Origin of the sequence: Pseudomonas arsenicoxydans, assembly GCF_900103875.1 — a bacterium.
GTDB lineage: Bacteria > Pseudomonadota > Gammaproteobacteria > Pseudomonadales > Pseudomonadaceae > Aquipseudomonas > Aquipseudomonas arsenicoxydans.
Map to the genome: position 1 here is coordinate 626,747 of NZ_LT629705.1, position 21,372 is coordinate 648,118.

A 21,372-nucleotide genomic window follows, 5' to 3' on the forward strand; every position below is an offset into this window, starting at 1 on the left:
TCCACTATGAGTGCTCTTTCAAAGGGATGGTCCGCGGTCGTTCCAGCCAGGCACCTTGGCCGTCGGGCACGATTTCGACCACATCGACTTGTGAGCTGCTGATGGCGACGATCCGTCCATCGTTACGCCCCAGATAATCGCCGACCTTAAGCCGATGCACGCCGCCCGCCCCGCGCAACAGCGCAAAGGAGCCGGTCGCATTGGAGATCGTGCCGACCATTTCAAACTGCTCGATGTTGAAGCCTTCGAGGTATTGCTTGGTGCGGTTGGGGTCGGGTTTGACGTTGCGCGAGCCATGCTTCTGGCCCGCCAGATCAACCCTGACCTGTCGCGAAAACGGGCTGCGCAGGTTGGCAGCGTTGTACGTGAATGTGGGGTAAGACCGGAATGTCGGCGTTGGTTCAATCTTGCCGGGCGGCCTGAGGCGCACTTCATTCATGTAGGCATCGAGGTCACTGACGTCGTTGGCGTTACCGCACCCCGCCAGGCCAGCGAACAACATCGCCATCGAGAAACAACGAGCCGGGCTCATTTCTGCAGCCCCTTGTCGTTGTAGCGATAGGTCTTGGCAAGAATGCTCATGCGCAGTTTCGGACCGCTCTCGGGGTCGACCGGCGCGAGATCGAAATCATGCAGCGTAACGATTCGCGGCAACCCGGCCACGCCACTGACAAACGTCGCCAGGTCATGATAGGCACCGGTCACGGTGATCTGGATCGGTAACTCGATGTAGAACTGCTGCGTAACCTCCGGCAGCAATTTGATCTCTTCGAACTCCAGCCCGCTGCCCAACCCTGTACGGGTAATGTCTTCAAGCAAACCTGGCACTTCGGTGTCGCTGGGCAATTGCCGCAACAATACGCCGAATGAGTTCTCCATCTCCTTCATCTGCTGGGTGTACAGCTCCAGGTTTGCCGCCATGCGGGCCTTGGTCGCGAATTGCTCCTTGAGGGTCGATTCCTCTTCGCGCTTGAGTGCCAATTGATCTTCCAGATCGCTGAGGTAAAAGGAGTAGCCCAGCGCCAGCACCAGAACCATCAGCAGCCCCCCCGCCAGCGCCTTGATCGCGGGTGGCCAGGAGCCCATGTTGTTGGTGTCCAGATCGTTGATGTCGATCTTGCGCAGCCCTTCGAACCATTCAGAAGGGCTCATTTACCTTCCTCCACAACGGCGGGCTGCGTCTGATGGACGGTCAACTGAAAAATATTGGCCTGATCCAGCTGACCGGCGGTGGTCGCCTTGACCTCTGTGAGGCTGGGCGCGTCGAACCAATCCGAGGCGTCCAGGTTGCGCATCAGGTCCGACACGCGATTGTTGGACTCCGCAGCGCCGGTGATCGATAAGGTTTTTCCGACCATTTTCACTTCGGTGAAATACACCCCGTCCGGCAGCGTGCGCGCCAGCTGGTCGAAAATCCGCCCACTGATGGGACGGTTGCCTTGCAGGTCCTGGATAATGCGCATGCGCTCCACCAGTTGCTGGCGACGGGACTTCAGGTCGCTGATCTGCTTGATCCGCTCGTCGACCACGCCAATCTGCTTGCCGATGTAATCGTTACGGGCCACTTGCCGGTCAATGGCACCGCTGATGATCTGGTCAGCAATGAGTACCGCACCCACGGAACCTGCCAAAACGCCGACCAGCGCCAGTAAGAAGCGTTTGCGGCGTGCTTCGCGCAGCTCCTCGCGCCAGGGTAAAAGGTTGATCCGTGCCATCAGTCGAAACTCCTGAGGGCCAGTCCACAGGCGATCATCAAGGCCGGCGCATCGCTCGCCAGTGCACCCGCATTGACCTTGCTGCTTAGCGCCATGTCGGCGAACGGATTGGCCACTTGGGTCGGCGTACCCAGCCGTTGTTCGATCAACCGGTCAAGCCCCGGGACCGACGCGGTACCACCGGCCAGCAGGATGTGATCGACCGCGTTGTACTGACCGGAGGCGAAAAAGAACTGCAGTGAACGGGAAACCTGCTGCACCAGCGCATCGCGAAAAGGCTGCAAGACTTCGCTGACGTAGTCGTCCGGCAATCCGCCCTGCTTTTTCGCCAGTCCTGCCTGCTCAAGGGTCAGGCCATAACGGCGCTGGATTTCCTCCGTGAGCTGGCGACCGCCGAACAATTGTTCGCGGGTGTAGATGATCCGTCCGTTATGCAGGACGCTGAGAGTGGTCATGGTCGCGCCGATGTCGACCACCGCCACCGTCAAACGCTCCTGAGAGGCGGCCAGATGGGTTGCCAGCAATGAAAAGGAACGCTCCAGCGCGTAGGCCTCGACGTCCACCACGCGAGCGGTCAGGCCGGCGAGGGCCAGGGCCGCTTCACGCACTTCGACGTTTTCCTTGCGACAGGCCGCCAACAGCACATTGACCCGCTCGGGGTTACGCACCGACGCACCCTGGACTTCGAAGTCGATGGCGACTTCATCCAACGGGTAGGGAATGTATTGATCCGCTTCAATCTTTAGCTGGTTTTCCATCTCGTCGTCGGAAAGACCGGCGTCCATCTCGATGGTCTTGGTGATGACGGCCGAGCCGGCGACGGCCACGGCAACGTTCCTGAGACTGGTCTTGGCCTTTGCGAGCACGCGCGCGAGTGCCTGCCCCACCCCTTCGAGCTCGGCGATATTTTTTTCGACCACGGCGTTGGCGGGCAACGGTTCGACCGCATAGGCTTCAACCCGATAACGGTCGCCTTGGCGACTAAGCTCTAATAGCTTCACCGACGTGGAGCTGATGTCGATCCCCAGAAGCGTATTGGCTTTCTTGTTGAAGAGTCCTAGCACTACCAATTCCCTATGACAATCCGTGTCTTACGGACTCTGTAATATCCATTGCGTTCAAACCACCCGTCTTGACAGCAGCGCAAATGACGCTCTCGACGGAAAAATGCTTATAATGCCGAGCGATTTTTTCCGGTTTTTACTGCAAGCTCGGGTCGTTCCCTGTTATCTGAACCCTGTTGCCTAATTCATTCTTTGCCCTGGATATCCCAAAGCCTTGATTCGTCTGCTGAAATTTTTCGGTTGGTCCATCGTCGCCGTTTTCTGCGGACTGCTCCTCGGTCTGAGCGGCGCGTTTCTTTACCTTAGTCCGGGATTGCCGTCCGTGGAGGCTCTGAGAAGCATCCAGTTGCAGATTCCGTTGCGGGTTTACAGCAGCGACAACAAGTTGATCGCCGAATTTGGCGAAATGCGCCGCACGCCGATCCGTTTCGCCGACATTCCCCCCAATTTCATCAATGCGTTACTAAGTGCTGAAGACGACAATTTCGCCAACCACTACGGCGTCGACCCTAGCAGCCTGATGCGCGCAGCGACACAACTGGTTAAAAGCGGACACATCCAGTCCGGCGGCAGCACCATCACCATGCAGGTCGCAAAGAACTTCTTCCTGACCAGCGAACGCAGTTTCTCGCGTAAAACCACTGAAATCCTCCTGGCCCTGCAGATCGAACGGCAGTTGACCAAGGACGAGATCCTCGAGCTGTACGTCAACAAAATCTATCTGGGTAACCGCGCCTACGGCATCGAAGCCGCTGCGCAGGTTTACTACGGCAAGTCGATTCGTGACGTCAGCCTGGCGCAAATGGCAATGATCGCCGGCCTGCCCAAAGCCCCTTCGCGCTTCAACCCGCTGGCCAACCCGGCTCGCAGCAAGGAGCGTCGCGACTGGATTCTTGGACGCATGTACAAGCTCGGGAAAATCACCGAAGCCGACTACACCACCGCGATCAATGAACCGCTGAACGCCAGCTACCACGTGCCGACCCCTGAAGTGAACGCGCCCTACATCGCTGAAATGGCCCGTGCCGAAATGGTCGGTCGCTATGGCAGCGACGCGTACACCGAAGGCTTCCGCGTCACCACGACGGTGCCGAGCAATTTGCAGGAAATGGCCAACACGGCGGTCCACGAAGGCTTGATGACCTACGACCAGCGTCACGGCTATCGCGGTCCCGAGTCGCGCCTGCCGGGCAAGACTCGCGAAGCCTGGGCAGTCGAGCTGACTAAACAGCGCACCATCAGCACCCTCGAGCCTGCGATCGTCACGCAAGTCGACAAGAACGGCCTGCAAGTGATGACCCGCACCGGTGACGAACACGTCGGCTGGGACAGCATGAAGTGGGCGCGTCCGTTCTTGAACACCAACAGCATGGGCGCCAATCCGAAACAACCGTCGGATGTGGCACAGGTCGGTGATCTGATCCGCGTTCAGCGCCAGCCGGACAATTCGCTGAAATTCAGCCAGATCCCGCAAGCGCAAGGTGCGCTGGTGTCGCTTGACCCGCAGAACGGCGCCATCCGCTCGCTGGTCGGTGGTTTTGCCTTCGAGCAGAGCAACTACAACCGTGCCATGCAGGCCAAGCGTCAGCCGGGTTCGAGCTTCAAGCCATTCGTCTACAGCGCCGCACTGGATAACGGCTACACCGCCGCCAGCCTGGTCAACGATGCGCCGATCGTGTTTGTCGACGAGTACCTGGACAAGGTCTGGCGTCCGAAGAACGACACCAATACCTTCCTCGGCCCGATTCGCCTGCGTGAAGGCCTGTACAAATCGCGTAACCTAGTCTCGATTCGCCTGGTGCAGGCGCTGGGCGTTGATCGCACCATCGACTACATCAGCAAATTCGGCTTCAACAAACAGGACCTGCCGCGCAACCTGTCGCTGGCGCTGGGCACCGCGACCCTGACGCCGATGGAAATCGCCACCGGCTGGAGCACTTTCGCCAACGGCGGCTACAAGATCAGTCCGTACATCATCGATAAAATCGAAAGCCGCAACGGTGACACCCTGTTCGTTGCCAATCCGCCGAGCGTGCCTCAGGGCGGCGCAGCCACCAGCGGTATCGCCGCACCGGTCGCGCAGACGTTTACGGTCAACCAGACCCCGGGCGAGGCTGCGGCCGCGCCAGGCACGACGCCACAAACGCCTGCGGTGGCTGAACGCATCATCGATGGCCGCACCACGTACATCCTCAACAGCATGCTTGAGGACGTGATCAAACTGGGTACCGGCCGCCGCGCCCTGGCTTTGGGCCGTAGCGACATCGCGGGCAAGACCGGGACCACCAACGAATCCAAGGATGCGTGGTTCTCGGGCTACAACGCCGACTACGTAACCACTGTCTGGACCGGGTTCGATCAGCCGGAAAGCCTGGGCAAGCGCGAGTTCGGCGGCACCGTGGCGCTGCCGATCTGGATGAACTACATGGCGGCAGCCCTTAAAGATAAGCCACCCCATACGCAACCGGAGCCCGAAGGCATTCTCAGCCTGCGGGTTGACCCGGTCAGCGGCCGTGCGGCCAGCCCTGGGACGCCAGGGGCCTACTTCGAACTGTTCAAGGCCGAAGACACGCCGCCGTCGGTGAATGAGCTGGGTAACGGCACAGCGCCGGGCAGCCCGCTGCCAGCGGATGAGGCGGCGCCGATCGATTTGTTCTAGAGAAGCAGCAGCAAGCTTTAAGCTGCAAGCCACAAGTAAAAGCAAACGCCATGCGCACGCTTCAACTTGCAGCTTGTAGCTTGCCACTAGAAGCCCATAAAAAAACCCAGCACTTGGCTGGGTTTTTTTATGGGTGCTGCTGTTATCCGTTGAACACGTCATCCACGCTTTTCAGCGGGTAGTTCTTCGGATACGGCAGGGTCGCCACGCCGGTCTCGATAGCGGCCTTGGCCACGGCATCGGAGATCACGGTGATCAGGCGTGCATCCATTGGTTTCGGAATGATGTACTCACGACCGAATTCCAGCTTGATGCCGCCGTAGGCGTCGCACACTTCCTGAGGAACTGGCAGCTTGGCCAGTTCGCGCAGGGCATTGGCCGCTGCCACTTTCATTTCTTCGTTGATGCGCTTGGCGCGAACGTCCAGGGCACCACGGAAGATGAACGGGAAGCCCAGTACGTTGTTGACCTGGTTCGGGTAGTCCGAACGGCCGGTAGCCATGATCACGTCGTCACGGGTGGCGTGAGCCAGTTCCGGGGCGATTTCCGGATCCGGGTTCGAGCAAGCGAACACGATCGGATTGGCCGCCATGGATTTCAGGCCTTCAGCGCTCAGCAGGTTCGGGCCAGACAGGCCAACGAACACATCAGCACCGGCGAGAGCGTCAGCCAGGGTGCGCTTGTCAGTCGCGTGAGCGAAGACAGCCTTGTACTGGTTCAGGTCGTCACGGCCGGAGTGGATCACGCCGGTACGGTCGACCATGAAGATGTTTTCGATGTTGGCGCCCATGCTCACCAGCAATTTCATGCAGGAGATGGCGGCCGCACCGGCGCCCAGGCAGACGATCTTGGCGTCAGCCAGGGTTTTGCCAGCGATTTCCAAGGCGTTGATCATGCCGGCCGCAGTCACGATTGCGGTGCCGTGCTGGTCATCGTGGAACACTGGAATGTCGCACTGCTCGATCAGAGCGCGTTCGATCTCAAAGCACTCAGGCGCCTTGATGTCTTCCAGGTTGATGCCGCCGAAGGTGATGGAGATACGCTTGACGGTGTCGATGAAGGCTTGCGGGCTTTCGGAGTCGACTTCGATGTCGAACACGTCGATGCCGGCGAAGCGCTTGAACAGCACGCCTTTACCTTCCATGACAGGCTTGGAAGCCAGTGGGCCGAGGTTACCCAGGCCCAGAATCGCGGTGCCATCGGAAATGACTGCAACCAGGTTGCCTTTGCCGGTGTATTTGTAGGCCAGTTCAGGATCGCGAGCGATTTCGCGTACTGGTTCGGCTACGCCGGGGCTGTAGGCCAGCGACAGGTCGCGGGCGGTAGCGGTGGCCTTGGTGAGCTCGACACTCAGCTTACCTGGACGAGGATGGGCGTGATATTCGAGAGCGGCAGTTTTCAAATCAGACATGGGGGCATTCCGCTTTTACTGTTGGACAGACTGGTCAGCGAGGATACGCGCCTCGCAAAATCCCCACAAGACTGACCAGTCACCCCTGTCAAGCGCCCTGCCCTACGACTTTGGGCCAAGAGCCACGGAAAACAAGGGACAGACTGTTCACAATCTATTTGAGAAATGTCTACAATTTATTTTTCAAGGTGCCGTTTGCAACATCGACGGATCCGTCAGCGGCAGTAGCCAGCGCGCCTGCCCGGATTTCAAACCACCGCGCCGCGACCGATCCACCACCCAGCCACGCGCCTCGATTTGCCTGCCTTTGAGCTTTTCCAGCAGCGCAACATCGAACTGCCCCAACAAATTGGGTGCAACACGCAGTACAACCGAATCCTGCAATTCGATCCAAACACCGCCGCGATTGCGTTGAACCTTGCTGACACGCCCACTGAGTACGGCGAAACCGGAGGCGCTGATCTGCTCCGCTTTCAGTACAGGGGATTGCCGCCACAGCCCAAGACCGGCCTGACGGGCATTGCGCTCGGCGGCTTGCTGGCAGCCGACCAAATCGACATTCGGCGCGACCGCGACTTGAAATCCAAGACCTTCGGCAAGCATCTGCGCTTCGAGATTGCCCCCATCGGCACCGTAGACATGAGCCAACGTGCGGCCGTAGTGATCCTTGCTCTCTTTGCCCGGCAGCAAACCCACCCGCCCGTCGCTGGCGGCCACCAACGCTTCCAGGCGTTTGCGCGCGGCTACGGCGAACGGCTCGTCGGAACGGCCCTGCTTGCCCAGTTCAGGCGTATTCAGGCCGATCAAACGCACGCTGCGGCCATCGCTCAGGCGCAAGGTGTCGCCATCCACCACCCGCTGCACCGCAACCGATGTCAGTCCACTGGGCGCCGGGCAGAAGGCCTGGGCACCGGAAAGCCAAATCGCGGACAGAAAAAAGGCGCCCACAAGGGACGCCTTTTTCGTTAGCAAGGAAAAGCCCATGGGGCTTTCGAGCCTTACTCTGCTGCAGCAGCAGGTTTCTTGCCGAAAGCACCGAAACGGTCTGCGAAGCGCTGTACACGACCGCCAGTATCCAGAGTCTTCTGCTTACCGGTGTAGAACGGGTGGCATTCGTTGCATACGTCGATCGCCAGAGGCTTGGCCAGGTTCGAACGAGTTTCGAACTTGTTGCCACAGCTGCAGGTAACTGCGGTGATTTCGTATGTTGGATGGATATCGGCTTTCATGGTGTCTTCCTCGGGCTAGCGTGCCGCCACTCAACACTATTGTTGAATACCGCACGTAATTAGGCCGCGGATTCTACCAGACATCGCCAATCACGCAAGCTGTCGCTTCTACCGACCGTCTGCTAGGCTCCCGACCCAAATGCTGATCATCTGCACGCAAACCTGTGGGAGCGGGCTTGCCCGCGATAGCGTCCTGACAGTCGATGAAGATGCCGACTTTATGGGCCTCTTCGCGGGCAAGCCCGCTCCCACAGGGTTTGCGCTCAGCCTTTCTTACTGCCCGCTCACAGAGATCCCCCCGCGTGCCCGACGCCATTTTGCGCCTCGCCCTGCCTTCGCCCCTGCGCCGCCTGTTCGATTACCGCGCCCCGGCCGGGGTCCTGCGCGCCCAGTTGCAACCGGGCATGCGCCTGCGAGTGCCCTTCGGCCGACGGGAGATGATCGGCATTCTGGTGGAAGTCACCGACACCAGCGAAGTGCCGGTGGAAAAACTCAAACCGGCGCTGGCGCTGCTCGACGCCACGCCGCCGCTGCCGCCGGCGCTGTTCAAGCTGTGCCTGTGGACGTCCCAGTATTACCAGCACAGCCTCGGCGACACGCTGAGCTGGGCACTGCCAGTGTTGTTGCGCCAGGGAGAACTGGCCGAAGCACGCCAGGAGCGCTTCTGGTCCGCCGCGCCCGGTGCCAGCCTCGATGACCCGCGCATCGCCCGCGCCCCCCGCCAGCGTGAAGCCCTGGCGACGCTTGCCCAGCATCCTCACGGCGTCGCTCATCAATTGCTGAGCAAGCTGATGCTGAGCAAGGACAGCCTCGATTTACTGCTCGCCAAGGATCTGGTGCAGGTGGAAATCCGCAAGCACGCGCCTGGCGCTCGCCACGAACACTGGCTCGCGCAGCCCGAGCTGCCGCTCAACCCAGAGCAGCGCGCTGCTTATGAAGCCATTCGCGCCGGGTTCGACAGTTATCACGCCTTCCTGCTGGCCGGCGTCACGGGCAGCGGCAAGACTGAAGTGTATTTGCAGTTGATCCGCGAAACGCTTGAGGCAGGCAAGCAAGCGCTGGTGCTGATTCCGGAGATCAACCTCGGCCCGCAAACCCTGGCGCGCTTCGAACAACGATTTAATGCCCGCATCGCCCTGATCCACTCTGCAGTCAATGACCGCGAGCGCCTCGAAGCCTGGCTCGCCGCCCGGGACGGTGACGCCGACATCATTATCGGCACCCGCTCGGCGCTGTTCACGCCAATGAAAAACCCCGGCCTGATCATCATCGATGAAGAGCACGACAGCTCCTATAAACAGCAGGAAGGCTTGCGCTACCACGCCCGGGATCTGGCACTGGTTCGTGCACGGCAGGAAAACATTCCAATCGTGCTCGGCTCCGCCACGCCGTCACTGGAAAGCCTGCACAACGCCTACACCGGCCGGTACGGCCTGCTACGCCTGAATGAGCGAGCAGGTGGGGCCAAGCAGCCGCGGTTCTTGCGTCTGGATGTGAAAAGCCGTCCGCTGGACAGCGGCATTTCCGGGCCGATGCAACAAGCCATCGGTCAGACATTGGCTGCCGGGCAGCAAGTGTTGGTGTTCCTGAACCGCCGCGGCTTTGCACCGACGCTGTTGTGTCATGACTGTGGCTGGATGTCCGAGTGCCAGCGCTGCGACGCCCGAATGACCGTGCACCAGCGCTCCGGCGAACTGCGCTGTCACCATTGCGGCTACGTCGAACGAGTGCCTCGGCACTGCCCGAAATGCGGCAAGGTCGATTTACGGCCCGTCGGCGCCGGCACCGAGCGCGCCGAGGAGCGCCTGGGCATTTTGTTTCCGGACGTCCCGGTGCTGCGGGTCGACCGCGACAGCACTTCGCGCAAGGACGCAATGAATCAGCTGTTCGCCACCATCCAGAAAGGTAATCCGTGCATCCTGGTCGGTACGCAAATGCTTGCCAAAGGGCACCACTTTCCACGGGTGACGCTGGTGTCGATTCTCGATGCCGACGGCGGGCTGTTCTCCGGCGACTTCCGCGCCAGCGAGCGCATGGCGCAGTTGATCGTCCAGGTCGCAGGCCGTGCGGGCAGGGCCGAAGAGCCGGGCAAGGTGATTATCCAGACGCATTTGGCCGACCATCCACTCTTGGTGCAATTGACCGAACAAGGCTATTTCGCCTTTGCCGAGCAGGCCTTGAGCGAACGTCGTTCTGCAGGACTGCCACCGTTTGCGCATTTGGCGTTATTGCGGGCCGAAGCGCATAAACCAGGGCAAGCCGAAGGTTTTCTCGATGAGGCATGCAGTGAAGCCGAGCGTTTGCTGGCTGAGCAGAGTTTGACCGGGATCGAGCTGCTTGGGCCGGTGCCGGCCCCGATGGAGCGACGTGCCGGGCGCTATCGTGCGCAATTGTTGTTGCAGGCCACGGCTCGCGCGCCGTTGCATCGATTGCTTGCCAGTTGGCTGCTGCTGCTGGAGCAGATGCCGAGCGGACGGGCGGTGCGCTGGTCTCTGGATGTCGATCCTGTCGATTTGTATTGATTTCAAGATCGCCATCGCGGGCAAGCCCGCTCCCACAGGGGGGCTGTGTCAGGCACATAATAGGTAATCACCGCCGATCCAGTGTGGGAGCGGGCTTGCCCGCGATGGCGGCCGATTTGTCACCACATATCCATAACCTGCCCGCTATAGTTGGCAAGCACGTCTGGGCCACGGATAATGCCCAGTTTTTCCACTAGCGCATCCAGGCGCCGCCGCGCTTGCGGTCGAAAGAGAACACCATGAAAGACACCATTCGCCAGCTGATCCAACAAGCCATCACCCAACTCGTCAACGAAGGTGTGTTGCCTGAAGGCCTGTCGCCGGCGATCCAGGTGGAAAACTCCCGTGACAAGAAGAACGGCGACTTCGCCAGCAACATCGCGATGATGCTGGCCAAGCCGGCCGGTATGAAGCCGCGCGACCTGGCCGAGAAAATCATCGCTGCGCTGCCGGCTGACGAAAACGTCGCCAAGACCGAGATCGCCGGCCCGGGCTTCCTGAACTTCTTCCAGAACACCCAAGCCCTGGCATCACGCCTGGACGCCGCGTTGGCCGACGAACACATCGGCGTGCGCAAAGCTGGCCCGGCGCAACGCACCGTGGTCGATCTGTCGGCGCCGAACCTGGCCAAAGAGATGCACGTCGGCCACTTGCGCTCGACCATCATCGGCGACGGCGTGGCGCGCGTTCTGGAGTTCCTCGGCGACGAGGTGATCCGCCAGAACCACGTTGGCGATTGGGGCACCCAGTTCGGCATGCTGATGGCGTACCTGCAGGAAAACCCGATCACCAGCGACGAACTGTCGGACCTGGAAAACTTCTACCGCGCCGCCAAGCAACGCTTCGATGAATCCGAAGAGTTCGCTGACCGTGCCCGGGGCCTGGTGGTCAAGTTGCAGGCCGGCGACCCTGACTGCCTGGCGCTGTGGACCAAGTTCAAAGACATCTCGCTATCGCACTGCCAGAAAATCTACGAACTGCTGAACGTCAAACTGACCATGGCCGACGTGATGGGCGAGAGCGCCTACAACGACGACCTGATCAACGTGGTCAATGACCTCAAGGCCGCCGGCCTGCTGGTTGAAAGCAACGGCGCACAATGCGTGTTCCTCGATGAGTTCAAGAACGCCGACGGCGACCCGCTGCCGGTGATCATCGTCAAGGCCGACGGCGGCTACCTCTATGCAACCACCGACCTGGCGGCCGTACGCTACCGCAGCGGCAAGCTCAAGGCTGATCGCGCGCTGTACTTCGTCGACCAGCGTCAGGCGCTGCATTTCCAGCAAGTGTTCGCAGTGGCCCGCAAGGCCGGCTTCGTGACGCACCCGATGGAAATGGAACACATGGGCTTCGGCACCATGAATGGTAAAGATGGCCGCCCGTTCAAGACTCGTGACGGCGGCACCGTCAAGCTGATCGATCTATTGACCGAAGCCCAGGAGCGCGCCTACACCCTGGTCAAGGACAAAAACCCGGAGCTTGCCGATGACGAGTTGCGCAAAATCGCCAAGGTGGTGGGCATCGGCGCGGTGAAATATGCCGACCTGTCCAAACACCGCACCAGCGACTACAGCTTCAACTTCGATCAGATGTTGAACTTCGAAGGCAATACCGCGCCTTACCTGCTGTACGCCTACACCCGCGTGGCCGGTGTGTTCCGCAAACTGGGCAAGGACTTCAGCGAAGTCGAAGGCCAGATCGTCCTCGAAGCGGAGCACGAACACGAGCTGGCGGCCAAGCTGGCGCAGTTCGGCGAAGTACTGAATAACGTTTGCGAAAAAGGCACACCGCACATCCTGTGCACCTACCTGTACGATGTCGCCGGTCTGTTCTCCAGTTTCTACGAGAACTGCCCGATCCTCAGCGCCGACACCCCGGCGCAAATGCAGAGCCGCCTGCGCCTCGCCGCGCTGACCGGTCGCACACTCAAGCAAGGCCTGGAACTCTTGGGTCTGGAAACTCTGGAGCGTATGTAAGTTGGCTGCCAAGAAAAAACCTGCACCCAAGCGTGGCGCCAGCCGTTACCAAGCCCCTGCAAAGCAACCGATCCCGGGTTGGCTGTGGATGGCGATCGGCCTGACGGTCGGTGCGTTCGTTGTGTTCCTGATGAAGCTGGAACCGGGCAAGGGCAGCGAAAGCGTCAAGCGCGAGAAAATCGAGCAGCAGAAAGCGACGAAAATCGCCGAGGCCAACAAGACGCCGCCGAGCCCGACGCAACCGGTAAAGCCCAAGTACGACTTCTACACCCTGCTGCCGGAATCGGAAGTGATCGTGCCGCCGGATGCCGTGCCGGAGAAAACCCTGCCGTCGCCGCAAGTGCCAGCCGTTCCGACCACGCCGGTCACACCCGAGCAGGCAGCGAAGATCGATACCGCGCGCGCTCAGGCCGCATTGGCCGGTATCACGCCGCCGCCGGCACCACCGGTGTCGAAAGCGGCGCCAGTGACCAAGTTCTTCTTACAGGCGGGTTCCTTCCGTAAGCAAGCTGACGCGGACAAGGTTCGGGCGCAGATCATTCTGCTGGGCCAAGCGGTGGCGGTTGAATCCGGCACCGTCAAAGACGAAACCTGGTATCGAGTGCTGGTCGGGCCGTTCAGCAACCGCGAACAACTGACCACCGCTCAGAAACAACTGTCCGGCGCAGGATTTAGCAATCTGTTGTTACAACAACGCCAGAACCGCTGACCTACCTCTGATTGTTCCCACGCTCCGCGTGGGAATCCCTCAAGGGACGCTCCGCGTTCCAGCTTTAGAAAGGGACGCGGAGCGTCCCGGGCTGCATTCCCGCGCGGACGGTTCGACGCCTCGACGTGGGAACGATCACCCTCTACACCGCTCGTCCCCTCTCCTGCCCTACAGTTGAAATACGCGCCACCACCCCCATATGAGTTTGCATAAGGCATTTTCGCCCCGCTGCGTGGAGACTCTCCCTTTGACCACCATCGTTTCAGTTCGCCGCCACGGCAAAGTCGTCATGGGCGGCGACGGCCAGGTTTCTCTCGGCAATACCGTGATGAAAGGCAACGCGAAGAAAGTTCGCCGCCTGTACCACGGCCAGGTTATCGCCGGTTTTGCCGGGGCCACCGCTGACGCCTTCACCCTCTTCGAGCGTTTCGAAGGCCAGCTTGAGAAACATCAGGGCCACTTGGTTCGCGCCGCTGTCGAACTCGCCAAAGAATGGCGCACTGACCGCTCCCTCAGCCGCCTCGAAGCCATGCTCGCGGTCGCCAACAAAGACGCCTCTCTGATCATCACCGGCAACGGCGACGTAGTTGAGCCCGAGCAAGGCCTGATCGCCATGGGTTCCGGTGGCGGTTACGCCCAGGCTGCCGCCAGCGCCCTGCTGAAGAAAACCGATCTGTCGGCCCGGGAAATCGTCGAAACCGCACTCGGCATCGCCGGCGACATCTGCGTATTCACCAACCACACCTTTACCATTGAGGAGCAGGACCTCGCGGAGTAAGCCTGTTCCGGCCTTAGTGCCACGGCTCACTTTTGCTTGAGGACCGCCAATTACTATGTCCATGACTCCCCGTGAAATCGTCCACGAACTCAATCGCCATATCATCGGCCAGGACGATGCCAAGCGCGCCGTCGCCATCGCGCTACGTAACCGCTGGCGCCGGATGCAGTTGCCTGAAGAGCTGCGCGTTGAAGTAACACCCAAGAACATCCTGATGATCGGCCCGACCGGTGTCGGTAAAACCGAGATCGCCCGTCGCCTGGCCAAGCTCGCCAATGCGCCGTTCATCAAAGTCGAAGCCACCAAGTTCACCGAAGTCGGCTACGTCGGTCGCGACGTCGAATCGATCATTCGTGACCTGGCCGATGCCGCCATCAAATTGCTGCGCGAACAGGAAATGACCAAGGTTCGCCACCGCGCCGAAGACGCCGCCGAAGACCGCATCCTCGACGCCCTGCTGCCACCGGCACGCATGGGTTTCAGCAATGACGACGCGCCCTCTTCTTCCGATACCAACACCCGCCAGCTGTTCCGCAAGCGCCTGCGTGAAGGCCAGCTGGATGACAAGGAGATCGAAATCGAAGTCGCCGAAATGGCTGGCGTCGACATCTCCGCGCCACCGGGCATGGAGGAAATGACCAATCAGCTGCAGAGCCTGTTCGCCAATATGGGCAAGGGCAAACGCAAGAGCCGCAAGATCAAGGTCAAGGAAGCGCTGAAACTGGTGCGTGACGAAGAAGCCAGTCGCCTGGTCAACGACGATGAGTTGAAGGCCAAAGCCCTGGAAGCGGTCGAGCAGCACGGCATCGTGTTCATCGACGAAATCGACAAAGTCGCCAAGCGCGGTAACTCCGGCGGAGTCGACGTGTCCCGTGAAGGCGTGCAGCGCGACTTGCTGCCACTGATCGAAGGCTGCACTGTCAACACCAAGCTGGGTATGGTCAAGACTGACCACATCCTGTTCATCGCTTCCGGCGCGTTCCACTTGAGCAAGCCGAGCGACCTGGTGCCTGAGCTGCAAGGTCGTCTGCCGATTCGTGTCGAATTGAAGGCGCTGACGCCTGAAGATTTCGAGCGAATTCTCAGCGAGCCGCACGCCTCACTCACCGAGCAATATTGCGCCTTGCTGAAAACCGAAGGCCTGTCCATCGAGTTCCAGGCTGACGGCATCAAGCGCATCGCCGAGATCGCCTGGCAGGTCAACGAGAAGACCGAGAACATCGGTGCCCGTCGCCTGCACACCTTGCTCGAGCGCCTGCTCGAAGAGGTGTCGTTCAGCGCCGGCGACCTGGCCAGTGCCCACGACGACAAGGTGATCATGATCGACGCCGACTACGTCAACAGCCACCTCGGTGAATTGGCGCAGAACGAAGACCTGTCCCGCTACATTCTGTAAAGCGACAGGTTGCAAGCCACAAGCTGCAAGTCGGTCACCTACCGCTTGCAGCTTGAAGCTCGAAACTTGTAGGCTGGCGCCATGAGCCAAATCCCTACCGACATCAAGCTGCACAAAGCCTCGAAAACCCTGTCGCTGAAATACGCGTCCGGCGAGGAATATCACCTGCCCGCCGAGTTCCTGCGCGTGCACTCTCCTTCCGCCGAGGTCCAGGGCCACGGCAAGCCTATCCTGCAATTTGGCAAGATCGACGTAGGCCTGAGCAAAGTAGAACCGGCCGGTCAGTACGCACTGAAATTGACCTTCGATGACGGCCACGACAGCGGCTTGTTCACCTGGGAATATTTGTACGAACTGGGGCGACGCCAGGATGCACTCTGGGATGATTATCTTGCCGAGCTCAAAGCCGCCGGAAAAACCCGCGACCCCAGCCAGTCCATCGTCAAACTGATGCTCTAGGTCAGGCCTCTTGCTCTTTAGAGGGCATTTTCTAATTCCATCTGTTTGAATGCTCCGCTCCTGGGTCGCTGATCGGCCCGCTTGCGAAAAAAATTAAACTCGGGTAACCAATGGAGCTGGCAAGTTCCCTGCAGTGCTCTCTGCGATTGAAAAAAGCAGCGATGCAGAATTAACGGTCACCCGAGCAGTAGTACCTGGCCTTGGCTGTGTGCGACTACACAGCTGGACCCAGGTACTCGTCTCAGGACAATGGAGCGTCGTAGATGAGTAACAAGAATAACGATGACTTGAAGTATCAAGCCTCGGAAAACACCTTGGGGCTGAATCCTGTCGTTGGGCTGCGTGGAAAGGATCTTCTGGCGTCCGCTCGAATGGTGCTCAGGCAGGCCATCAAGCAACCGATTCACAGTGCAAAGCATGTCGCCCATTTCGGCCTTGAACTGAAGAACGTGTTATTCGGAAAATCCGAGCTTCACCCCACTAGCGATGACCGTCGCTTTGCCGATCCGGCCTGGAGCCAGAACCCGCTCTATAAACGTTATTTGCAAACTTACCTGGCGTGGCGCAAGGAACTCCACGCCTGGATCGACGACAGTAACCTGCCGCCCAAAGACGTCAGTCGCGGGCATTTCGTGATCAACCTCATGACCGAAGCCATGGCCCCGACCAACAGTGCGGCCAATCCGGCAGCGGTCAAACGCTTCTTCGAAACCGGCGGCAAAAGCCTGCTCGATGGCCTCTCGCATCTGGCCAAGGACCTGGTGCACAACGGCGGGATGCCGAGCCAGGTCAACATGGGCGCCTTCGAAGTCGGCAAGAGCCTGGGCGTAACCGAAGGTGCGGTGGTGTTCCGCAACGACGTGCTGGAGCTGATCCAGTACCGCCCGATCACCGAGCAGGTGCACGAGCGTCCGCTGCTGGTGGTGCCGCCGCAGATCAACAAGTTCTATGTATTCGACCTGAGCCCGGACAAGAGCCTGGCGCGTTTCTGCCTGCGCAACAACGTGCAGACGTTTATCGTCAGCTGGCGCAACCCGACCAAGGAACAGCGCGAGTGGGGGCTGTCGACCTACATCGAAGCGCTCAAGGAAGCGGTCGACGTGGTGATGGCGATCACCGGCAGCAAAGACGTGAACATGCTCGGCGCCTGCTCCGGTGGCATCACCTGCACCGCGCTGTTGGGCCACTACGCCGCGATCGGCGAGAAGAAGGTCAACGCCCTGACCTTGCTGGTCAGCGTGCTCGACACCACCCTGGACAGCGACGTAGCACTATTCGTTGACGAACAAACCCTCGAAGCCGCCAAGCGCCATTCCTATCAGGCCGGCGTGCTGGAAGGCCGCGACATGGCGAAAGTCTTCGCCTGGATGCGCCCCAACGATTTGATCTGGAACTACTGGGTCAACAACTACCTGCTCGGTAACGAGCCGCCGGTGTTCGACATCCTGTTCTGGAACAACGACACCACCCGGTTGCCCGCCGCATTCCATGGCGACCTGATCGAGATGTTCAAAAGCAATCCACTGATCCGTCCCAATGCACTGGAAGTGTGCGGCACGCCGATCGACCTGAAGCAGGTCACCGCCGACATCTTTTCGCTGGCCGGCACCAACGACCACATCACCCCGTGGAAGTCCTGCTACAAGTCGGCGCAGTTGTTTGGCGGCAAAGTTGAATTCGTGCTGTCCAGCAGCGGTCATATCCAGAGCATCCTGAACCCACCGGGCAACCCGAAATCGCGCTACATGACCAGCATCGAAATGCCGGTCAAAGCCGAAGAATGGCAAGAAAATTCCACCAAGCACACCGACTCCTGGTGGCTGCACTGGCAGGCATGGCAAGCCGAGCGTTCGGGGAAGCTGAAAAAGACCCCGGCAAGTCTTGGCAGCAAAGCTTACCCAGCGGGCGAGGCAGCGCCAGGCACTTACGTACACGAGCGGTAACCGAAACACCCCACACCCTGTGGGAGCGAGTCTACTCGCTACCACAGGGTCGATCGGGGATGAATTCACCCACAGGGCTTGAAGCATGCCGCAACCGTTTATATTCCGTACCGTCGACCTGGATGGCCAGACCCTCCGCACGGCAGTACGTCCCGGCAAGCCTCACTTGACGCCCTTGCTGATTTTCAACGGCATCGGCGCCAACCTGGAGCTGGTGTTTCCGTTTGTCGCGGCGCTGGACCCGGACCTGGAAGTCATTGCGTTCGACGTCCCCGGTGTCGGCGGTTCATCGACACCCAATCGGCCATACCGCTTTCCGGGCCTGGCCAAACTCACGGCACGGATGCTCGACTATCTCGACTACGGGCAAGTCAACGTCATCGGCGTGTCCTGGGGGGGCGCCCTCGCCCAGCAATTCGCCTATGACTATCCCGAGCGCTGCAAGAAACTCGTGCTGGCGGCCACTGCGGCCGGCGCAGTGATGGTGCCGGGCAAACCGAAGGTGCTGTGGATGATGGCCAGCCCTCGGCGCTACATCCAGCCGTCCCATGTGATTCGTATTGCACCGATGATCTACGGCGGTTCGTTCCGGCGCGATCCGACGCTGGCCGCCAGCCATGCGGCGAAGGTCCGTTCGGCGGGCAAGCTCGGTTACTACTGGCAACTGTTCGCCGGACTCGGCTGGACCAGCATTCACTGGCTGCACAAGATTAACCAGCCAACCCTGGTGCTGGCTGGCGATGACGATCCACTGATTCCGCTGATCAACATGCGCATGCTGGCCTGGCGGATTCCCAATGCCCAGTTGCACATCATCGATGACGGCCATCTGTTCTTGATTACCCGTGCCGAGGCCGTGGCACCGATCATCATGAAGTTTCTCGAGGAGGAGCGGCAGCGCGCCGTGATGCATCCGCATCCGGCGCCATTGGGCGGTTAACCGGCCCATTGTCGGTCGGCAGGACGCCGCACCGCGCAACAACCCGTTACAGCGTCTATGGTGTTCTGGTTCGTGTGTTTGTATTTGGCCTGAAGACGAAGGAGTGTTGATTCATGCGCGAAAAACCAGCAAGGGACTTTTTGCCCACGCCCGCCGCGTTCATCAACGCACAGAGTGCAATTACCGGCCTGCGCGGCCGGGATCTTTTATCAACCTTGCGCAGCGTGGCGGCACATGGCTTGCGCAACCCGGTGCACAGTGCCCGGCACGCCTTGAAGCTGGGCGGTCAGCTTGGCCGCGTACTGCTGGGTGAAACCCTGCACCCGACCAATCCGCAGGACAGTCGTTTTACCGACCCGGCGTGGAGCCTCAACCCGTTTTATCGCCGCAGCTTGCAGGCCTACCTGAGCTGGCAGAAGCAGGTCAAAAGCTGGATCGACGAGAGCAACATGGCCCCGGATGATCGTGCTCGCGCGCACTTCGCGTTCGCCTTGCTCAACGACGCCGTCGCGCCCTCCAACACCCTGCTCAATCCGCTGGCGATCAAGGAAATCTTCAATTCCGGCGGCAACAGCCTGGTGCGGGGGATCAGCCATCTGGTCGACGACTTCCTGCACAACGACGGCCTGCCCAGGCAAGTCACCAAGCAAGCGTTCGAGGTGGGTAAAACCGTTGCGACCACCACCGGCTCCGTGGTGTTTCGCAATGAACTGCTGGAGCTGATCCAGTACAAGCCAATGAGCGAAAAGCAGTATTCCAAGCCGCTGTTGGTGGTGCCTCCGCAAATCAACAAGTACTACATTTTTGACCTGAGCCCACACAACAGCTTCGTCCAGTTCGCCCTGAAGAACGGCCTGCAGACCTTTATGATCAGCTGGCGCAACCCCGATGTGCGGCATCGCGAATGGGGGCTGTCGTCCTACGTAGAAGCCGTTGAAGAAGCCATGAATGTCTGCCGGGCGATCACTGGTGCCCGCGAGGTCAACCTGATGGGTGCTTGCGCCGGCGGGCTGACCATCGCCGCCCTGCAAGGGCACTTGCAGGCCAAGCGGCAGCTACGGCGGGTGTCCAGCGCGACGTATCTGGTCAGCCTGCTGGACAGTCAGATGGACTCCCCAGCGACACTGTTCGCCGACGAGCAGACGCTGGAAGCGGCCAAGCGCCGCTCCTATCAAAAAGGTGTGCTGGACGGCCGCGATATGGCCAAGGTGTTCGCCTGGATGCGCCCCAACGATTTGATCTGGAGCTATTTCGTCAACAACTACCTGCTGGGCAAGGAGCCGCCAGCGTTCGACATTCTCTACTGGAACAACGACAACACGCGCCTGCCGGCAGCCTTTCATGGCGATCTGCTGGACTTCTTCAAGCACAACCCGTTGAGTCATCCGGGCGGTCTCGAAGTGTGCGGCACGCCGATCGACTTGCAGAAAGTCACCGTCGACAGTTTCAGCGTGGCCGGCATCAACGATCACATCACGCCTTGGGACGCGGTGTATCGCTCGACGCTATTGCTGGGGGGAGAACGGCGCTTCGTTCTATCAAACAGCGGCCACGTGCAGAGCATCCTCAACCCGCCGAGCAACCCCAAAGCCAACTTCGTCGAGAGCGCGAAACTGAGCAGCGACCCAAGGGCCTGGTATTACGACGCCAAACAAGTCGACGGCAGTTGGTGGACCCAATGGCTGGGCTGGATTCAGGAACGCTCAGGCGCGCTGAAGGAAACGCAAATGGCCCTGGGCAACCAGAACTATCCACCGATGGAGGCGGCACCCGGCACTTACGTGCGCGTGCGCTGATTGACCACGAACCACGGCACACGCCTGCCGTGGCATGACTCGACCATTAAGAAGACTGGATGAAAACCCGCGACCGGATCCTCGAATGTGCCCTGCAGTTGTTCAATCAGAAGGGCGAACCCAACGTCTCGACCATGGAAGTTGCCAATGAAATGGGGATCAGCCCGGGCAACCTCTACTACCACTTCCACGGCAAGGAACCGTTGATTCTCGGATTGTTCGAGCGTTTCCAGGCCGAGCTTGCGCCATTGCTTGATCCCCCGGCCGATGTGGAACTGGCCCCGGAGGACTACTGGCTGTTCCTGCACCTGATCGTCGAACGGTTGGCCCACTACCGGTTTTTGTTCCAGGACCTGTCGAACCTGGCCGGGCGCTTGCCGAAACTGGCCAAGGGCATCCGCAATCTGCTCAATGCACTCAAACGCACGCTGGCTTCATTGCTCGCGCGGCTCAAAGCCCAAGGGCAGTTGGTCAGCGACACGCAGGCGTTGGGGCAACTGGTGGAACAGATCACCATGACGCTGCTGTTCTCGCTGGACTATCAGCGGATTCTCGATCGAGAGGGCGAAGTGAGGTTGGTGGTTTACCAGATCATGATGCTGGTGGCGCCGCATTTGCTGCCGCCGATCAAGGTCGCGACGGAGCAGTTGGCTTTGCAGTACCTCGAAGAACACGAATAACCCTGACTACAGCAAATCCTGTGGTGGGCTGAAGAAATCCAAGGCAAACAAAAACGCCCGACCTTTGCAGGCCGGGCGTTTTCTTGAGCCCTGAA

General features: G+C 60.0%; 18 protein-coding genes. 11 read left to right on the forward strand and 7 right to left on the reverse strand.

Annotation, left to right across the window (positions count from 1 at the left end; genetic code table 11):
- Positions 1 to 4: 4 nt before the first annotated feature.
- Genes BLQ41_RS02765 through BLQ41_RS02780 form a run of 4 tightly spaced genes read right to left on the reverse strand, consistent with a single transcriptional unit; the run spans position 5 to position 2,779 of the window.
- Positions 5 to 532: a pilus assembly protein PilP gene (locus tag BLQ41_RS02765; RefSeq protein ID WP_090176576.1), complete on the reverse strand. Its 528-nt coding sequence runs from the start codon at positions 530 to 532 to the stop codon at positions 5 to 7.
- Positions 529 to 1,152 (reverse strand): type 4a pilus biogenesis protein PilO, encoded by a 624-nt coding sequence (gene pilO, locus BLQ41_RS02770; protein ID WP_090176580.1) that lies wholly within the window; start codon positions 1,150 to 1,152, stop codon positions 529 to 531. The genes BLQ41_RS02765 and pilO overlap by 4 nt, the downstream gene beginning before the upstream one ends.
- Entirely contained in the window at positions 1,149 to 1,715 is a 567-nt protein-coding gene (locus tag BLQ41_RS02775; RefSeq protein WP_090176582.1) for a PilN domain-containing protein, read from the reverse strand. The genes pilO and BLQ41_RS02775 overlap by 4 nt, the downstream gene beginning before the upstream one ends.
- Entirely contained in the window at positions 1,715 to 2,779 is a 1,065-nt protein-coding gene (locus tag BLQ41_RS02780) for a pilus assembly protein PilM (protein ID WP_090176584.1), read from the reverse strand. Before BLQ41_RS02780 ends, BLQ41_RS02775 begins: the two co-directional genes overlap by 1 nt.
- Positions 2,780 to 2,996: 217 nt before the next feature.
- On the opposite strand from BLQ41_RS02780, the gene BLQ41_RS02785 reads away from it, so the two are divergent.
- On the forward strand, positions 2,997 to 5,438 hold the full coding sequence (locus BLQ41_RS02785; protein ID WP_408003504.1) for a penicillin-binding protein 1A: 2,442 nt from the start codon (positions 2,997 to 2,999) through the stop codon (positions 5,436 to 5,438).
- Positions 5,439 to 5,580: 142 nt separating this feature from the next.
- On the opposite strand, the gene BLQ41_RS02790 is transcribed toward BLQ41_RS02785, so the two are convergent.
- The 3 genes from BLQ41_RS02790 to rpmE all read right to left on the reverse strand — a co-directional run bounded on the left by BLQ41_RS02790 (position 5,581) and on the right by rpmE (position 8,078).
- Positions 5,581 to 6,849 (reverse strand): malic enzyme-like NAD(P)-binding protein, encoded by a 1,269-nt coding sequence (locus BLQ41_RS02790; RefSeq protein WP_090176589.1) that lies wholly within the window; start codon positions 6,847 to 6,849, stop codon positions 5,581 to 5,583.
- A 183-nt stretch (positions 6,850 to 7,032) separates the two neighbouring features.
- Positions 7,033 to 7,833, reverse strand: coding sequence for a thermonuclease family protein (locus tag BLQ41_RS02795; RefSeq protein ID WP_090176592.1), 801 nt, complete (start codon positions 7,831 to 7,833; stop codon positions 7,033 to 7,035).
- A gap of 14 nt (positions 7,834 to 7,847) precedes the next feature.
- A complete protein-coding gene (gene rpmE, locus BLQ41_RS02800; RefSeq protein ID WP_017336116.1) occupies positions 7,848 to 8,078 on the reverse strand; it encodes a 50S ribosomal protein L31 in 231 nt (76 codons plus the stop codon).
- Positions 8,079 to 8,380: 302 nt separating this feature from the next.
- On the opposite strand from rpmE, the gene BLQ41_RS02805 reads away from it, so the two are divergent.
- The 10 genes from BLQ41_RS02805 to BLQ41_RS02850 all read left to right on the forward strand — a co-directional run bounded on the left by BLQ41_RS02805 (position 8,381) and on the right by BLQ41_RS02850 (position 21,277).
- Positions 8,381 to 10,600 carry a primosomal protein N' gene (locus BLQ41_RS02805; protein ID WP_090176594.1) on the forward strand — a complete coding sequence of 740 codons (2,220 nt, stop codon included), beginning with the start codon at positions 8,381 to 8,383 and terminating at the stop codon, positions 10,598 to 10,600.
- A 239-nt stretch (positions 10,601 to 10,839) separates the two neighbouring features.
- Positions 10,840 to 12,576, forward strand: coding sequence for an arginine--tRNA ligase (gene argS / locus BLQ41_RS02810; RefSeq protein WP_090176597.1), 1,737 nt, complete (start codon positions 10,840 to 10,842; stop codon positions 12,574 to 12,576).
- A 1-nt stretch (position 12,577) separates the two neighbouring features.
- Positions 12,578 to 13,285 carry an SPOR domain-containing protein gene (locus tag BLQ41_RS02815; protein WP_090176600.1) on the forward strand — a complete coding sequence of 236 codons (708 nt, stop codon included), beginning with the start codon at positions 12,578 to 12,580 and terminating at the stop codon, positions 13,283 to 13,285.
- 247 nt (positions 13,286 to 13,532) lie between these two features.
- Positions 13,533 to 14,063 (forward strand): ATP-dependent protease subunit HslV, encoded by a 531-nt coding sequence (gene hslV / locus BLQ41_RS02820; RefSeq protein WP_090176604.1) that lies wholly within the window; start codon positions 13,533 to 13,535, stop codon positions 14,061 to 14,063.
- A 55-nt stretch (positions 14,064 to 14,118) separates the two neighbouring features.
- The gene (gene hslU / locus BLQ41_RS02825; protein WP_090176607.1) at positions 14,119 to 15,459 is read left to right on the forward strand and encodes an ATP-dependent protease ATPase subunit HslU; all 1,341 of its coding nucleotides are present in this window, start codon (positions 14,119 to 14,121) and stop codon (positions 15,457 to 15,459) included.
- A gap of 81 nt (positions 15,460 to 15,540) precedes the next feature.
- Positions 15,541 to 15,918, forward strand: coding sequence for a gamma-butyrobetaine hydroxylase-like domain-containing protein (locus tag BLQ41_RS02830; protein WP_090176610.1), 378 nt, complete (start codon positions 15,541 to 15,543; stop codon positions 15,916 to 15,918).
- Positions 15,919 to 16,181: 263 nt separating this feature from the next.
- Positions 16,182 to 17,861: a class II poly(R)-hydroxyalkanoic acid synthase gene (phaC, locus tag BLQ41_RS02835; protein ID WP_090176613.1), complete on the forward strand. Its 1,680-nt coding sequence runs from the start codon at positions 16,182 to 16,184 to the stop codon at positions 17,859 to 17,861.
- An 85-nt stretch (positions 17,862 to 17,946) separates the two neighbouring features.
- On the forward strand, positions 17,947 to 18,801 hold the full coding sequence (gene phaZ / locus BLQ41_RS02840) for a poly(3-hydroxyalkanoate) depolymerase (RefSeq protein WP_010464458.1): 855 nt from the start codon (positions 17,947 to 17,949) through the stop codon (positions 18,799 to 18,801).
- 113 nt (positions 18,802 to 18,914) lie between these two features.
- Positions 18,915 to 20,597 (forward strand): class II poly(R)-hydroxyalkanoic acid synthase, encoded by a 1,683-nt coding sequence (phaC, locus tag BLQ41_RS02845; protein WP_090176615.1) that lies wholly within the window; start codon positions 18,915 to 18,917, stop codon positions 20,595 to 20,597.
- A gap of 59 nt (positions 20,598 to 20,656) precedes the next feature.
- Positions 20,657 to 21,277, forward strand: coding sequence for a TetR/AcrR family transcriptional regulator (locus BLQ41_RS02850; protein ID WP_033055348.1), 621 nt, complete (start codon positions 20,657 to 20,659; stop codon positions 21,275 to 21,277).
- Positions 21,278 to 21,372: the final 95 nt, after the last annotated feature.